General features: G+C 34.8%; 18 protein-coding genes. All 18 read left to right on the top strand.

Annotation, left to right across the window (positions count from 1 at the left end):
* A partial coding sequence (locus Q0E71_RS04235; RefSeq protein ID WP_294796357.1) for a zinc ribbon domain-containing protein occupies nucleotides 1–2340 on the top strand: 2340 nt, incomplete at its 5' end.
* Nucleotides 2341–2615: 275 nt separating this feature from the next.
* Nucleotides 2616–3110: a crossover junction endodeoxyribonuclease RuvC gene (gene ruvC / locus Q0E71_RS04230; RefSeq protein ID WP_058260476.1), complete on the top strand. Its 495-nt coding sequence runs from the start codon at nucleotides 2616–2618 to the stop codon at nucleotides 3108–3110.
* A gap of 2 nt (nucleotides 3111–3112) precedes the next feature.
* On the top strand, nucleotides 3113–3694 hold the full coding sequence (gene ruvA / locus Q0E71_RS04225) for a Holliday junction branch migration protein RuvA (RefSeq protein WP_294796354.1): 582 nt from the start codon (nucleotides 3113–3115) through the stop codon (nucleotides 3692–3694).
* 8 nt (nucleotides 3695–3702) lie between these two features.
* Complete coding sequence (gene ruvB / locus Q0E71_RS04220; RefSeq protein WP_294796352.1) at nucleotides 3703–4722, top strand: Holliday junction branch migration DNA helicase RuvB; 1020 nt, start codon at nucleotides 3703–3705, stop codon at nucleotides 4720–4722.
* Nucleotides 4712–6019, top strand: coding sequence for a SpoIID/LytB domain-containing protein (locus tag Q0E71_RS04215; protein WP_294796350.1), 1308 nt, complete (start codon nucleotides 4712–4714; stop codon nucleotides 6017–6019). Before ruvB ends, Q0E71_RS04215 begins: the two co-directional genes overlap by 11 nt.
* Nucleotides 6009–7037: a tRNA preQ1(34) S-adenosylmethionine ribosyltransferase-isomerase QueA gene (gene queA / locus Q0E71_RS04210; protein WP_294796348.1), complete on the top strand. Its 1029-nt coding sequence runs from the start codon at nucleotides 6009–6011 to the stop codon at nucleotides 7035–7037. The genes Q0E71_RS04215 and queA overlap by 11 nt, the downstream gene beginning before the upstream one ends.
* A gap of 1 nt (nucleotide 7038) precedes the next feature.
* Nucleotides 7039–8151 carry a tRNA guanosine(34) transglycosylase Tgt gene (gene tgt / locus Q0E71_RS04205; RefSeq protein WP_367116812.1) on the top strand — a complete coding sequence of 371 codons (1113 nt, stop codon included), beginning with the start codon at nucleotides 7039–7041 and terminating at the stop codon, nucleotides 8149–8151.
* Nucleotides 8152–8192: 41 nt separating this feature from the next.
* Entirely contained in the window at nucleotides 8193–8534 is a 342-nt protein-coding gene (yajC, locus tag Q0E71_RS04200; RefSeq protein WP_294796346.1) for a preprotein translocase subunit YajC, read from the top strand.
* Nucleotides 8535–8620: 86 nt separating this feature from the next.
* Nucleotides 8621–9286 (top strand): NfeD family protein, encoded by a 666-nt coding sequence (locus Q0E71_RS04195; protein WP_294796344.1) that lies wholly within the window; start codon nucleotides 8621–8623, stop codon nucleotides 9284–9286.
* 1 nt (nucleotide 9287) lies between these two features.
* The gene (gene floA, locus Q0E71_RS04190) at nucleotides 9288–10283 is read left to right on the top strand and encodes a flotillin-like protein FloA (protein WP_294796342.1); all 996 of its coding nucleotides are present in this window, start codon (nucleotides 9288–9290) and stop codon (nucleotides 10281–10283) included.
* A gap of 6 nt (nucleotides 10284–10289) precedes the next feature.
* On the top strand, nucleotides 10290–10811 hold the full coding sequence (locus Q0E71_RS04185; RefSeq protein ID WP_294796340.1) for a hypothetical protein: 522 nt from the start codon (nucleotides 10290–10292) through the stop codon (nucleotides 10809–10811).
* Nucleotides 10804–11808, top strand: coding sequence for a PhoH family protein (locus Q0E71_RS04180; protein WP_294796338.1), 1005 nt, complete (start codon nucleotides 10804–10806; stop codon nucleotides 11806–11808). The genes Q0E71_RS04185 and Q0E71_RS04180 overlap by 8 nt, the downstream gene beginning before the upstream one ends.
* Nucleotides 11789–12232 (top strand): rRNA maturation RNase YbeY, encoded by a 444-nt coding sequence (gene ybeY / locus Q0E71_RS04175; protein ID WP_294796336.1) that lies wholly within the window; start codon nucleotides 11789–11791, stop codon nucleotides 12230–12232. The genes Q0E71_RS04180 and ybeY overlap by 20 nt, the downstream gene beginning before the upstream one ends.
* Before the next feature lie 23 nt (nucleotides 12233–12255).
* Nucleotides 12256–12672: a cytidine deaminase gene (gene cdd / locus Q0E71_RS04170; RefSeq protein WP_294796334.1), complete on the top strand. Its 417-nt coding sequence runs from the start codon at nucleotides 12256–12258 to the stop codon at nucleotides 12670–12672.
* Nucleotides 12673–12682: 10 nt separating this feature from the next.
* Nucleotides 12683–13561 (top strand): GTPase Era, encoded by an 879-nt coding sequence (era, locus tag Q0E71_RS04165; protein WP_294796332.1) that lies wholly within the window; start codon nucleotides 12683–12685, stop codon nucleotides 13559–13561.
* Nucleotides 13548–14270 carry a DNA repair protein RecO gene (gene recO, locus Q0E71_RS04160; RefSeq protein ID WP_294796330.1) on the top strand — a complete coding sequence of 241 codons (723 nt, stop codon included), beginning with the start codon at nucleotides 13548–13550 and terminating at the stop codon, nucleotides 14268–14270. The genes era and recO overlap by 14 nt, the downstream gene beginning before the upstream one ends.
* A 10-nt stretch (nucleotides 14271–14280) precedes the next feature.
* A complete protein-coding gene (gene glyQ / locus Q0E71_RS04155) occupies nucleotides 14281–15171 on the top strand; it encodes a glycine--tRNA ligase subunit alpha (protein ID WP_294796328.1) in 891 nt (296 codons plus the stop codon).
* Nucleotides 15161–16568, top strand: a 1408-nt coding sequence (gene glyS, locus Q0E71_RS04150; protein ID WP_294796326.1) for a glycine--tRNA ligase subunit beta, incomplete at its 3' end; no start/stop codon positions are given. The genes glyQ and glyS, both read left to right, overlap by 11 nt.

Genomic DNA, 16568 nt, shown 5'->3' with positions numbered 1-16568 from the left:
AGTGAGGATGTATATGCAAAATCTGATTTTTTTAAGAATGTAAGTAAGGATGAGTTTGAAAAGATTGTTTTTTTAGCAGCGACATTAGATGAGAAATTTGGAGTTATAAATAGTTCAGCTATAGCAGACTGGCTTAGTACAAGCTTTCTTTACGAAAGTGAAGAATTTGGTGCGCAATCTATAGCACTTTCAAAAGAGTATAAAGAGAAGCTTTCTAATTTTGCTAAGAATTATATATCTTGGGACTATGAAGAACTATATAGTATAGAATTTTTAAATGATTTAACTAAACTATTTTTTGACCAGAAGCTTAAAGAAGCAGAGTATGGAGACTTTATAAGTGTGAGGGTAAAGGATGATAAATTTTCCATAACTGCAATTTCAACAGAATACTATCTTGATTTTGGTCGTGGAGTAGTTTTATCAGATATTCAGTCTTTATATAATTATGCAATTGTAAGAGTAAATTCTTTATACTATGGAGAAATGCGTTCTAAGTATATACTTGTTGAAAGAAAAAATGTTGATGGAGAAAATAAATTATTTCCTATCTACATTAAAGGAGAACCATTTACATTTGAACAAGCTGAAGATGCTTTGGGTCATAGTTTGCAGCCAGATTTTTTGTCGGGTTTTGATAATGAAGAAGCTTCAAAGAAAAATTCATCACAAGAACTTATTTCATATATTGATTCATTTTTAAAAGAAAATGACTATACAAAAGAAATCGGACTTTTAAACGAAAGACAAGTTGAATTACGTCAAGTTTATTTTAAGTTCGTAGAGAACAACTTATCTTATAATCTTAATGGAGCTGTAGAATTTAATAATGACTTTTATGAAAGCCACAAAGTTGATCGAGATGACGCGATAAATTTAAGTAATTATTTAACTAACTTAGAAATCAAAGATTTTAATAAATATAAACCAGTAGTTCAAATAAAAATGAGGCCAAACGAGGTGGGTAGATATATTTTTAGTTTTAAAGATGAACTTGAAGACGATATAATTTATAATTTCTACTTAGACGGATTAGATATAAATGTAATTTTAACTAAGGATGATATCAATAAACTAAAAGAAAAAAATACGGTTTTTGCTATAGAAAAGTTTGATAACAATGTTTTTATAACTCCGCTTTCAAAAAAGAGAGCAACATTACCTATAAATTTAACTATTAATTTTAATGAATTTAATGAAGAAAAATATATAAGTAAAGTTCCAACACTATATTATCTTATGAATAGTGATCCTAAGTATTGTATAGTATATACAAATCACTATGGCCCAATAAAATTTGAAAATTATGAGTCTTCAAATTTAGAAGATTTAGGTTTGGATGGATTTAAATCTATAGCTTTTAAGAACGTATTGTCATCAAAGATATTAAGCGAAGCATCTGATAGTTTAGATTTAGATCAGCCATTGATTAAAGGCGAGATTGCTAGAGCTGTAGGCTTTTTGCTTGGTGACTACGATGATGATAAGGATATAAAGTTAGATGATGTAAATGAATTAGATAAAATATATATAAAGTCTGCGATAAAGCATAAATTATTTAATCATGAAGGAAACAGTTTTTATCCAAATGAAAAAGTAAAAAGAGCTCAGCTAGTATATGCTTTAACAGAAGTCTTAAAGCTTAATGGTTTTGATATAGAAGATGATGAGTTAAGTGAAGCGAAAAGTTTTTCTGATTTTGACAAGTTTAAATCTATAGAAAGAAATGTTGAACTTGCTCTGGAGTGTGGTCTAATATCTAACGAAGGTGAAGATTTTAATGCTGATGAGATAGTAAATAGAGATGAAGCAATACTTCTACTATATAGAACTTTAGCTTTTATTTCTAAAAAAACTGTAATAGCAAATACACATTTAGAAGACTTTGAAGCTGAAAAGGATTTACTGTCTAATGTAACAAATAGACTTAGAGAACCAAAAATTGAAGAGATGAACAATCTAAATTCATTCATCTTCATTGAAAGTGAAAGTTTCTTAGATAAATTAGAAGATTTATTTGAAAATAAAATAATTTTGATTCTTACAATACTAATTCTTATAATCATCATTGCCTTAATAATTTTCTTGATATTGAAGAAAAAGAAAAATAAGAAAGATATTAAAGATGATAAAAGCAAAAATGTTATTGAAGAGAAATTCATAGATGAAGAAGAAGACGAAGAAGCGGAAGTAGAAGAAGATGAAGTAGTAGAAGATAATTATATTGAAGAAGATATATCGAAAGAATATGAAATAAAATTCTGTCCAAATTGCGGTGCTGAATATAATGGTGAAAATTTCTGCTCAAAGTGTGGATATGATTTTAGAGAGAAGAAATAAATAAAACAAATAAAATAGCATTACAAATACCCTTCTTATGAGCAAATACTAAGAAGGGTATTGTTATGTGTTTAATTAAAAAATTAATATTATGATATAGTAATTTTTAATTGCTTAGTGGGCCCTCTCTTGCTAAGCTTTTTTATTAACTTAAGTTCGTGAGAAACGATTTTCGTCTTTATTAAAATCGGCGTCACATAAAAACGCATCAAGTGCTTGAACTTATGCCTATTTTGTAGTATAATATTAATTATAATGGAGAAGTAGGAGGCAAAATGAGAATTTTAGGTATAGACCCAGGCATCGCTATAGTAGGTGTGGGCATCATTGATTATGACGGCAATAAGGCTCGCGATGTGTTCTACGACGCAATCACGACGCACAAGGACCTTAGTTTAGATAAAAGACTTGAGAAGATTTACTTTGAGCTTGGTGCTATAATCGACAAGTACGATCCAGACGAAGCAGCTATCGAAGAACTGTTTTATTTTAAAAATCAAAAAACTGTTATACAAGTTGCTGAAGCAAGAGGAGTTACGCTTCTTTGCTTAAAGCACAAGAATCTTGCTACATATGAGTACACTCCACTTCAAATTAAACAAGCTGTTACTGGTTATGGTAGGGCTGAGAAAAAGCAAATGCAAGAGATGGTAAAAACTTTTCTTCACTTAGAAAAGGTTCCAAAACCTGACGATGTTGCTGACGCTTTAGCAGTTGCTCTAACTCATAGCGCAAGTATTAATTTTAAAGATCAATTTTTATTGAGGTAAATATGTTTGAATATATGATAGGTGAGGTTGTAGATAAGAAGAAGGACTACATAGTTTTATTAGTAAATAACATTGCTTACAAAGTGTTTACATCTAAAGAAACTATGGAGAGTGACATCTACGATGGCGAAGTAAAAATTTATATGAATTTAGTAGTTAGGGAAGATGACATGAGTCTATATGGCTTTGCCAATAGATACGAGGTTGACTTTTTCAATCTGATTACAACAGTTAATGGTGTTGGACCAAAGACTGCCATAGGTATTCTGTCTGAACAAAAGGTAGTTGATCTACAAAAGGCTATTGTCACAAATGATGAAAAAGCCTTAATGAAGGCGCCTGGCATAGGTAAGAAAACTGCTCAAAGAATCATTCTTGAGCTTAAGGACAAAGTTAGCAAGGGAAGCGAATTTGAAGACCTTGCAAATGTTGTAAGTGTTGGCAGCAACCTAAACGAAGCTATAGAAGCGCTTACTTCACTTGGCTATAACAAATACGAAATTACAAGCATTGCCAAAGGTTTAGACGAGACTATGGAAGTAGAAGATTTGATTAAAGAGCTATTGAAAAGGCTTTCAAAGTAGGTGTTTAAGTGGAAGAAGATAGATTAATAACGACTGATTTGAGGTCAGGCGAGGAAAATTTTGATAACTCATTGAGACCGAAGTGGTTTAACGACTACATTGGCCAAGACAGCGTTAAGGAAAAGCTTAAAATTTTTGTTAATGCTGCAAAGATGAGGGGAGAGCCACTTGACCATGTTCTTTTATATGGACCACCAGGACTAGGAAAGACTACTCTTGCGAATATCATCGCAAACGAGATGGGTGTTAATATCAAGATAACATCAGGTCCTGCGATTGAAAGACCTGGCGATTTGGCCTCAGTACTAACAAATTTAAAAGATGACGATGTGTTATTCATTGACGAGATACATAGAATATCACGTTCAGTAGAAGAAATTCTATATCCAGCTATGGAGGACTATTCACTAGACTTAATTATAGGTAAAGGCCCATCGGCAAGGTCGGTTAGGATAGACCTTTCAAGATTTACGCTAATAGGCGCAACTACAAGAGCAGGGCTATTATCATCACCATTAAGAGATAGATTTGGTGTTATATTAAATCTTGACTTATACGACGAAGACTCGCTTTGTGAGATAGTTACAAGATCTGCCGGCATTTTGGATGTGGAAATAGACGAGGCAGGCGCAAGAGAGATAGCTAGAAGATCTAGAGGTACACCAAGAATTGCCAATAGGCTACTAAAGAGGGTTAGAGACTACTCTTTAGTGCTAGAAGATGGCTCTATATCAGGAAAGATTGCTAAAAAGGGACTTGATATACTAGAGATAGATCATTATGGCCTTGATAAAACTGACAGAAAGATACTTGATGTTATGATAAATACTTATGGTGGCAGGCCAGTCGGCTTAGATACGCTTGCAGCATCATCGAACGAAGAGAGAACTACGATAGAAGATGTTTACGAGCCATATCTAATTCAGCTTGGCTTTATCGCAAGAACGCCAAGAGGCAGAATTGCAACGAAACTTGCTTATGATCACATGGGCTACAAGTATAACGAAGGAGAGAACTATGAAGAATAAAATATTAATTATACTATCAATATTTTTGCTAGCATTTTCCATAAATACTGCTAAAGCAGAGAGTGGATATGAGCATATAACAAATGTTGATGTTAAGCTTGGAATAACAGCGCAAAATATGAATGAATTAAAACTATATAGTGACGATGGTTTTGAAGTGAGAGATATGCACTCTAATTTAAGCCTATTCCAAAGCTTTGAAAAGAGTATTGTTCTTAAGCTAAACGGCCAAAACTATGATATTTACGACGCTCAAGGAACTTTTCTATCAAGCATGGCGACAAATAAGTCTATGAAGATACAATCTCCTAGTTGGGGTCCTATCAAGATAAACAATAAAAAATACAGAGGCTACTTAACATTTGATACAGTTGATAAACAATTAGCAGCCATTAACAATGTCGGTCTTGAAGAGTACCTATATGGCGTTGTTCCAAGAGAGATGCCAAGCACTTTCTCATACGAAGCGCTTAAGGCACAAGCTGTAGCTGCTAGGTCATATGCGATTTGCAGCGTGACTAGAAATAAGGATAAGTCCTTTGACTTATATGATACTGTTTCTAGCCAAGTTTATGGTGGTTTTGATGCGGAAAAGGACAATGTTAGAAAAGCTGTTGATGAAACTAGAGGACAAATTCTTTTATCAGACGGCAAGGTTGTTAATGCGACTTATTCCTCGTCAAATGGTGGTTATACTGCAGACGCTAACGACGTTTGGGGCGCTAAGTACAAGTATTTAATCTCAAAAGAAGATAAATATTCTATAAATGAGCCAAATTATAATTGGAATTTTGAAATTAATGCCAACGACCTAATTAATGGACTTAAAAAACAAGGCATTAGTATAAATTCGATAAATCAAATTTACGTTAAAGAAAATAACAATAGCAGGAGAGTTAAGACTATTGCTATAATGGACGGCAATAAAGAAGTGCTTGTCGATAACAATAAATTTAAGAACGCTATCGGCGCGAATAAATTCAAGAGCAGTATGTATACAGTTGAGGCAAATGGTGTAAGCGCTGCTACAATAACGCCAGAGAACGATAATGATGGCGAAGTAACTGTTTTATTTGAAGATGGCGTAGCTATATTTATAAGCAGTGAAACTAGTGAAAAAGCTAGCCCAAGCCCAGCTATAAGCGCTAATGCAAAGATAAAGATAGCTGGTCACGGCTGGGGCCATGGTGTTGGACTAAGCCAATGGGGCGCAAACAACATGGGCAAAGCTGGATTAAAATATGATGAAATACTAAAATTCTACTATGACGGAGCTGAAATAAGTAATGGAAACTAAAGATTTTTACTATGATCTACCTGAGGAGCTGATTGCACAACACCCCATAGATAAAAGAGATGAATCAAGACTTATGGTCTTGGATAGAAAAACTGGCAAGGTCGAACACATGATTTTTCATGACATAGTGAACCTCCTTCATGAAGGAGACGTGCTAGTTGCAAACGATAGCAAGGTAATACCTGCAAGACTCTTTGGCAATAGGCCTGGAAAAGAAGAAAAGATAGAAGTTCTACTAATTTCACAAACAGAAGAAGACACTTGGAAGACCCTTGTTAAGCCAGGCAAGAAGATGAAGATAGGCAGTGAAATTGAATTTGGTCACGGTCTTCTAAGAGCTGAAGTAGTTGATATTGATGACGATGGTGTTAGATATATAAAATTTAAATACGATGGAATTTTCCTAGAGATATTAAATGAACTTGGCGAGATGCCTCTTCCACCATATATTAAGGAAAGACTTGAAGATAAGGATAGATACCAAACTGTTTACGCTAAGAACCTTGGTTCGGCAGCTGCACCAACAGCGGGTCTACACTTTACTAAAGAGCTATTAAAAGAGCTAGAAGATAAGGGCGTGAAGATAGTTTATCTAACACTACATGTTGGTCTTGGAACATTTAGACCTGTCAAGGTAACAGATGTTGAGAAACACAAGATGCACAGTGAGTTCTATAACCTTTCTGAAGAGGCGAGCGAGACCATAAACAAAGCAAAAAAAGAAGGCAGAAGAGTTATAGCTGTTGGAACTACTACAGTTAGAACGCTTGAAACGATAGCTGCAAAGGGCGAGATCAAGGCTAGTCACGGATGGACTGATATATTCATATATCCTGGCTTTGAATATAAGGCAGTTGACGCACTAATCACGAACTTCCACTTACCAGAGTCAACGCTAATTATGCTAGTAAGTGCCTTTGCATCAAAAGAGATGATACTTAACGCATATGCAGAAGCTGTTAAAGAAAGATACAGATTCTTCAGCTTTGGCGATGCAATGTTTATATTGGATAGGTAATATGGAATTTGAATTAATTAAAACAGATAGTAAAACTAAAGCAAGAGCTGGTCTAATGAAGCTAAAGCATGGCGTTGTTGAGACGCCTATCTTCATGCCGGTGGGAACGAGAGCAACGGTTAAGACCATGACGCCTGATGAGCTTAAGGACTTGGGCGCTCAAATCATTCTTTCAAATACATATCACTTGCATTTAAGACCTGGCGAAGACATAGTTCACAAAGCAGGTGGACTTCACAAGTTTATGAACTGGGATAAGCCTATCTTAACTGATAGTGGTGGCTTTCAAGTCTTTAGTTTGGGCGGCATGAGAAAGATAAGTGAAGAAGGAGTTGAGTTTCGCTCACATATAGATGGCTCAAAGCTATTTATATCTCCAGAGAAATCGATTGAGATACAAACAAAGCTTGGCAGTGATATCATGATGGCCTTTGATGAGTGCGCTCCTTATCCTGCGTCTAGAGAATACATTATAAATTCAATGCACAGAACGACTAGGTGGCTTGAAAGATGTAAGGACGCTTGGACCGATAGAGAGAATCAAAATCTATTCGGCATTATTCAAGGCGGTCTTTACAAGGACCTTCGTGAAGAGCATGCGAAAGAAATTTGCTCTATTGACTTGCCTGGTTATGCTGTTGGTGGCCTCTCAGTAGGTGAGCCAGTTGATTTGATGAATGAAGTCTTAGACCATGTAACTGACTATATGCCTGAAGATAAGCCGAGATACAACATGGGAGTAGGTACACCACTATATTTATTTGAGTCAGTTGAAAGAGGTATAGATATGGCGGACTGCGTTTTACCAACAAGAATCTCGAGAAATGGAACGCTTATGACATCACACGGTAGACTTGTAATAAAGAACGCTAAGTACAAGGAAGACTTCACAAAGCCGGACCCTGAGTGCGATTGTTACACTTGTAGTCATTACTCAAGAGCTTACTTAAGACATCTTTTCAATGTTGACGAGATACTTGCTTATAGATTAGCTACTATTCATAATTTAACTTTCTTACTAAAGATGATGAAAAATATTAGGGAATCAATTTTAGGCGATTATTTCTTAGAGTATAAACATGAATTTTATAAAAAATATGGATATTTAAAGTAATATAGTGTATAATAATATTAACAATATAGGGAGGTTATATGATGACATTAAGTTTTTTAACAGGAGCTCAACAAGCAAACGCAAGCGGATCATTACTTAGCATGATAATACCATTCGTATTATTTGGTGCATTTGCATACTTCTTTTTAATCAGACCGCAAAAGAAACAAGCACAAAAGTTACAAGAATTAAGAGACTCACTTAAGATAGGTGATCAAATCGTAACTATTGGCGGTATCTTAGGAAAGATTGTTCAAATTAAAGAAGATGTTTACGTAATCGAAATAAATCCAGGATGCAATATGGAGATAGCTAAGTGGGCATTCAGAGACAAGGCATCTATAAAAGAGATTAAGAACGTAGAAAAATCAGAAGATTTATAAAAAGCAAAGGCTGGTCATAGTGGTCAGCCTTGATTTTTTTGATTAAAGATTAGTGTTTTGGGTAAATATACTTAGGTGGTGATTTAATGCGAAATTTATTTTTAGTGGCAAATACAGATGTTTTTTTATTGACCGATATAGCGGCATTTTTATTAGTAATCATAGGCACGCTCTTTTTAAGTCTTGCTTTAATAAAGAAGAAGCAAAGTGCTTACATAAGTTTATTTTTCTTAACACATCTTCTTTTGTTTGGATCTAGAATTGTATGTCAAACAAATAATTTTTATCCACTCGGATTATTCATATTTGCTTGTATTTTTGTAGTTTTGGAAATATTTATTCCTGGCTTTACTATAACAGGTGTACTTGGCTTACTAGCATATTTCACATCTGTAGTTTTAGCTTTTACTGACTATAGATATGGCTTAATGACTGTATTTATATTGATAAATTGCAATATAGGTTTCCTTAAGTACATGCTTAGTAAGGGATATACTTTAAAGGGATTAACTCATCTTGTTTTAAGTACCGAATCGAATTTAAAAGAAAATAAAGAAGAAGTAAATGAGCTAGAGAAGCTCATAGGAAGCAAGGCAAAATCAATCAGCTCTTTAGGACCAACAGGTTATGTTTTGATTGATGGAGTCAAATATAACGCTATAAGCTACGATGGCTACCTAGATAATGGTCTCGATCTAAAGGTTATAGCAGTTAAAGGAAGATATCTAATAGTTGACAGGGAGGTTAAGTAAAATGTTTTTAGCAGGTTTTATTAATGCGTTATTATCAGGAAAATTAATTTTTGTAATACTTGGGATTATAGTCTTAAGTATGTTCTTTTCATTCGTACCTATAGGTCTATGGGTAACAGCATTCTTCTCAGGAGTTAAGGTTAGCATGGCTACACTTACTGGTATGAGACTAAGAAGAGTTGCTCCAAGCAAGATTATCAATCCAATGATCAAGGCTACAAAGGCTGGACTTGATATAAAGGTTAACGAACTAGAAGCGCACTACTTAGCTGGTGGTAACGTAGATACACTAGTAGACGCGCTTATCGCAGCACAAAGAGCCGATATACCTCTAGACTTTACTAGAGCAGCAGCCATTGACCTAGCTGGTCGTAATGTGCTTGAAGCGGTTCAAGTAAGCGTAAATCCTAAGGTTATAGAAACTCCTTCCATATCCGCAGTTGCTATGAATGGTATCGAAGTTGTTGTAAAAGCAAGAGTAACTGTTAGAGCAAATATCGAGAGATTAGTCGGTGGTGCTGGCGAAGAAACTATCATCGCAAGAGTCGGCGAAGGCATTGTAACTACTGTTGGTAGCGCGGATACACATAAGGCCGTGCTTGAAAATCCTGATAGCATTTCAAAGACAGTTCTTAAAAAGGGTCTTGACTCAGGAACAGCATTCGAAATACTTTCTATAGACATAGCAGACATCGACGTTGGTAGAAATATCGGAGCTAAACTACTTATGGATCAAGCAGATGCTGATAAGAAGATAGCTCAAGCTAAGGCAGAAGAAAGACGTGCCATGGCCGTTGCTAGCGAACAAGAAATGAAGGCTGAAGTTCAAAAGATGAAGTCAAAAGTTGTTGAAGCCGAAAGAGAAGTGCCTCTAGCTATTGCTGAAGCGCTAAAGAACGGTAATTTAGGAGTTATGGATTATTACAAGATGAATAATATCAACTCAGATACTGATATGAGAAAGTCCATATCTGATACACAAAAGCTAGATAAGTAGGATACTATGGATGGATTATTTGTATTAGCGTTTTTATTTATGCTAATATCATCTATCGTCACTACTGTAAATGAAGCTAATAAGAAGAAAAAGCAAAGAGATATTTTAGATAAAAAACTTGATGAAATTTACACTAGAACGATGGGAAATGCTAATAAAGCAAATGATAGAGAGAAGCAAAAACGTGAAAAGGTAAAAAAGATAGGTAATTTAGAAAAGCATTATGACGAAGCAATCAGGGATGACTACAAAGAAAGAGCTGATGACTATTTCTCAGAAAAGAGCAAAAAGCTTGATGAATACCTTTCTAGAGATATTAATGATAGACTTCGTGATTATAAATTAAAAAAAGAAGAAAAGCTTAGAGAAGAAAATAAGGAAGTAATTACAGTAGAAAATAGCGCTTTTAATGAAATTGAAAGTGAAGAGATAGATGGTATTAATTTTACAAAAGAAAATTTGGCTAGATCTATAGTAATAAAAGAAATTTTAGACAAACCACTTGCCTTAAGGAGGATTAATGAGTAGAGAACTTAATTTTGACAGCAATAAGCAAGAAGCCTTAGCTGGTAATTTAGATACAAATATTAAAATAATTGAAAAAGAACTAGATGTGAAGCTTGATATCAAGTCCGATAAGATTGTGATAGCTTCAGGAAATGAAGAGAAAGAGGCTATGGCTGAGAGACTTATCAAAGCCTTATCAAGCCTTATCGATACACAAAAATCACTTAGCAAAGAGGATATATACTACTCCATAAATCTAGTGAAAAAGTCTAAGGAAAATCAATTATATGATATACAAAAAGACGTAGTTGCAATTACTAGCGAGGGCAAAACCATCAGACCAAAGACTATTGGCCAAAAAAGATATGTTGATATGATTAGAAAGTCAGGAATTACCTTTGGTATAGGACCTGCAGGTACTGGAAAGACTTATCTTGCCATCGCCATGGCGGTCAATGCTTTCAAAAATAAAGAAGTATCTAAGATTATATTAACAAGACCAGCTGTAGAAGCGGGTGAAAACCTTGGTTTCTTGCCAGGTGATCTAAAGGAAAAGGTTGACCCATATCTAAGACCTGTTTATGACGCCTTATATGAAATCATGGGCAAGGAGCAATATGAAAAGAACGCCGAAAGAGGACTTATCGAGGTCGCTCCACTTGCTTACATGAGAGGTAGAACTTTGGATAAGGCTTTCATAATTCTTGATGAAGCGCAAAACACTACTGAAGAACAAATGAAGATGTTCTTAACAAGGATGGGCTTTAACTCTAAGGTTATAGTGACTGGCGACATCACACAAAGAGACTTACCTAAGGGAAAGAAGTCAGGTCTTATAGCTGCTAGCCATATTTTAAGAAATATTAATGGTATTAGTTTTATCGAACTTACTCAAACTGACGTTGTTAGAAATATACTTGTACAAAGAATTATCGAAGCATATAATGCATACGAGAGCAAAAAGCTTGATAAAGAAAGTAAAGAGAGAGAAGAAAAAGATGGACATAGTGATAAATAACGAGAATAATTATCCGATAGAGGCAACTTACGAAGATACTATGAAAAGTATTGCTTCACTTGCTTTAAAAAAGGAAGGCCTTGAAGATCACTATGAGGTAGGTCTTACTTATGTATCGAAGGAAGAGATAAAGGACTTAAATAGAGAGTACAGAGACATTGATAAAGTGACTGACGTTTTATCTTTTCCTCTTATAGAAGATTTTTCATCTGATGAGACGCTCTTAGGTGACGTAGTTATCTCATACGAAGTAGCTGAAGAGCAAGCGAAGGACTATGGACACAGCCTTGAAAGAGAAATCATGTTTCTCTTCGCTCACAGCATCTTGCACTTACTTGGCTACGACCATATCGAGGACGAAGACAGAGTCATTATGGAAGAAAGACAAAGAGAAATACTTGATGAGCTTAAAATCACGCGTTAAGTATTGAATTTATCGCAAATTTATTGTATAATAAAGATTCGAGGGATAATATGGATTATAAAGAACTTATTGAATCAGCCTTAAGCGTTTTAGATAGATCATACTCAGTTTATTCAAAATATAAAGTAGCTGCAGCTGTTGAAATGGACGACGGCAGTGTTTATAATGGCGTAAACATTGAGAATGCATCTTATGGCTTAACAATATGCGCTGAGAGAAGCGCTATAGCAAATGCTATCACTAATGGTGATTCAAGAAAGATAAATAAGATTGCTATAGTAAATCCAGATTCATATCCATTCCCGTGTGGGGCGTGCAGACAATTTATTAGTGAGTTTACAAAAGACGCTGAGATAATTGTCGCAAAGAGCACAAAAGATTACAAAGTATATAATATAAAAGATCTGCTTCCAGAATCTTTTTCATTAGATGATAAATAGAGGTGAGACGATGGAATTCAAATCAGGCTATGTAGCCGTTGTCGGTAGGCCAAACGCTGGCAAATCGACGCTACTAAATAAATTAGTAAAATTTAATATATCAATAATCTCTGATAAGCCGCAAACAACAAGAGATATAATCAACTTTATATATACAGATGACGATGCGCAAATCATTTTTATGGATACACCTGGATATCAAATAGCTAGAAATAAACTGGGCGACTACATGGATAAGGCCATGAGATCAGCAATAGAAGATGCTGACATGATTCTATATATTATAGATGGCTCTGTGCCATTTAAGTCTGGAGAAAAAGAGCTAATGGACATAGTTACAAGCTCAAATAAGGATGTGGTCATCGCTATAAACAAGATTGATAAAAAGGAATCATATTTAGATGAGATTATAGCAGAGATTAACTCGAGAAATCTTAAAGCTATTACTGTGCCAATAAGCGCCGGTAATGACGAGAACTTAGATAAATTATTAGATGAGATTAAAAACACATTAAAACCGGGACCAATGTACTACGATGGCGAGTATTTAACAGATAAGCCGATGAAGTTTATAGTTTCAGAGGTGATTAGACAAAAGTGTCTATTGTACTTATCTGAAGAAATACCTCACGGCATCAACGTTGAAATTATTAAGTACGAAGAGTTTGAAGACAAGGTAAATATCGAAGCAATTATATACTGCGAAAGAGAAAGCCACAAGGGCATAGTCATTGGCAAGGACGCTTCTATGATTAAAAAAATCAGACTTGCTGCGAAAAAGGATATAAAAGCAATGCTTGATACAGAAGTTAATCTTAAACTAAACGTGAAAGTCGCTAAAAACTGGCGAAAGAACGAAGACAAGGTGAAATTCTTTGGATACAAGTAAATCCGAAAAGTTTAGAGGCATAGTAATTGCAAGCAAAAGCGATCAGAAGAATGGCAAGATACTTGATATATATACAGTTAATCTAGGTCGTATCAAGGCTTATGTAAGAAGCGCATATGATTTAAGAGACAATGTAGCGAGGAGCTCCTTTGTATTTACTGAATCAGAGTTTACTCTATCGCAATACAAAGAGATCTTCATGGTTAATGACTCAAAAGTTTTATATGCACCAAAACTTTTAGATACAGATATGAAAAAGCTACATGATTTTGCTTTTTTATCAGAGCTGCTTGTGACCTTGTTAAATACACAAGAGGGCGACGAACGTATCTATAGCATGATACTGACTATGCTAAACATTATGGACATATATCCGGAAAAAGCAGAGCTAATAATACTGGCCTTTATTTTGAAACTTATATACATACTAGGCTATTTCCCTAGAATTCAAATAAAGGACGGGCTTAATAGCTACAGTTTTAATTATGAAGATGGCATGATTGTGGCAAGAGACAAGGCTTACTCAAACAAGGCTATAAGTATAAAAGAACTTAGCTTTATGAAGCAATTATTAAATAGCAAATTTACGGACTTAATTGCTATAGACTGCGAAGAAAAATCTATAGCAAATTTAAAAAGATTATTTATAAATTATATTTTATATATATTTGATAAAGATGAATTTAAGACTCTTAAAGTCAAATATTGAGGAGGACAAAATGTATTTTCAAGATTTAATGATGAATCTACTAAATTATTGGAAGGACAAAGGCTGCTTAGTCATGGAGCCTTATGACGTTGAAAAAGGCGCTGGAACTATGAATCCACATACTTTTCTTAGATCACTTGGACCTGAACCATGGAGGGTTGTTTATGTAGAACCATCGAGAAGACCAGCGGACGCAAGATATGGTGAGAACCCAAATAGAGTTTATCAACACCATCAATTACAAGTAATTCTAAAACCATCGCCATATGATGTACAAGACTTATACCTAGACAGCTTAAAAGCTATAGGCATAGACCCATTGAAGCACGATATAAGATTCGTTGAAGACAACTGGGAATCGCCTACACTAGGTGCTTGGGGACTAGGCTGGGAAGTTTGGCTTGACGGTATGGAAATAACTCAATTCACATATTTCCAACAAGTTGGTGGACTAAATTTAGAATTAGAATCCTCTGAATTAACTTACGGACTTGAAAGAATAGCTATGTATTTACAAGACGTTGACAATGTTTACGACATACAATGGAACGAGCACTTTACTTATGGAGACATATTTAAAAAGGCAGAGTACGAACACTCTGTATACAGCTTTGAACTAGCTGACAAAGACTTGCTTCAAGAGATGTTTGAAAGATATGAAGCTGAGTGCAAAAGAGTTATCGAGGAAGGACTAATACTTCCAGCTTATGATTATGTACTTAAGTGCTCACATACATTTAACGTGCTTGATGCGCTTGGAGCTATATCCGTTTCACAAAGAGCAAACTATATACTTAAGGTTAGGAGCTTAGCTAAGCTTATCGCAAGTAAATATGTAGAACAAAGGGAAGAGATGGGATTTCCTTTTACTAAGAAAGTAGGTTTTAACGATGGCAAATAGATACTTATTAGAAGTAGGTATGGAAGAATTACCTGCTAGCTACTCAAAATTAGCTATAGAACAATTTAAAAATGCTTTTGAAAAATTATTAAGCGAAAACTCATACAAAGACTTCGAAGTGAACGTATATACAACGCCTAGAAGAATAACTACTATAGTTGACGGCATTGTTGAAAATGAAAGCATAGAAAAAGAAGAGATTAAGGGACCATCAAAGGCAATAAGCTTTGATCAAGATGGCAATGCAAGCAAAGCTCTTCAAGGCTTTTTAAAGTCAAAGGGCTTAAGCCTTGACGATATCTTTTATAAAGACATGGGCGGAACAGAATATGTTTTTGCTTCTATTGAGCACAAGAGCCTAAGCTTTACTGAGCTTATTGAAGCTAATGCAGAAAGCATTATTAGAAAGATTGTCTTTCCTAAATCAATGAAGTGGGGCGGAAGAGACCTTAGATTTGCTAGACCTATCAGATGGATAGTATCTCTTTATAATGACAAAGTAGTTAAATTTAATTTAGAAAATATAAGAGTTTCTAATTTGACTAATGGACACAGATTTTTATCTAAAAAGGATATAGAGATACCTGATGCTCATGATTATATGAAGCTTATGGAAGATAATTATGTAATCGTTGACAATGAAGAGAGAAAAGCAAAAATTAGACTTGAATCAGAAAGATTAGCTAAGTCAGTTGGCGGAAGCTTACAAGATGACGAGGCTATCATAGATCAAGTTACTAACCTTGTTGAGTATCCAACACCACTACTTGGAACAATCAAGGACCAATACCTTGAACTACCTGATGAAGTAGTTATAACACCTATGAAGGACCACTTAAGATACTTCCCAGTAGTTGATTCAAAAAATAGACTTATGAATCACTTCATTACTGTTAGAAATGGTGACGATAAATATCTAGATATAGTTAGAAAAGGTAATGAAAAAGTACTTGCGGCTAGACTTGAAGACGCAAAGTTCTTCTTCAATGAAGACAGAAAAAAAGATCTAGAAGAATATGTTAATGATTTAAAAACTATAGTCTTCCAAGATAAGCTAGGAACACTATATGATAAAACATTAAGAAATATTAAGCTTGCAGAAAAGATATGTGATGACTTAAACGTTGGAGATGAAACGCTAGAAACTACAAAGAGAGCGGCCTATCTTTCAAAAGCGGACCTTGCTACTAAGCTTGTAGTTGAATTTACTGAACTACAAGGCGTTATGGGCAAGATCTATGCTAATCTATCAGGCGAGCCAATAGGCGTTCAAGAAGCAATTTATGAACACTATCTACCAAGATTTGCTCAAGACTCACTACCAGCAACTACAGCAGGCGTTGTACTTGCTATGGCAGATAAACTTGATACTATATCAGGACTATTCGCAATTGGTA

This window comes from uncultured Fenollaria sp. (genome assembly GCF_934202865.1).
Lineage (GTDB): Bacteria > Bacillota > Clostridia > Tissierellales > Peptoniphilaceae > Fenollaria.
Note: the sequence above shows the minus strand (reverse complement) of the source record. Positions and strands in the feature narration are given on the sequence as shown.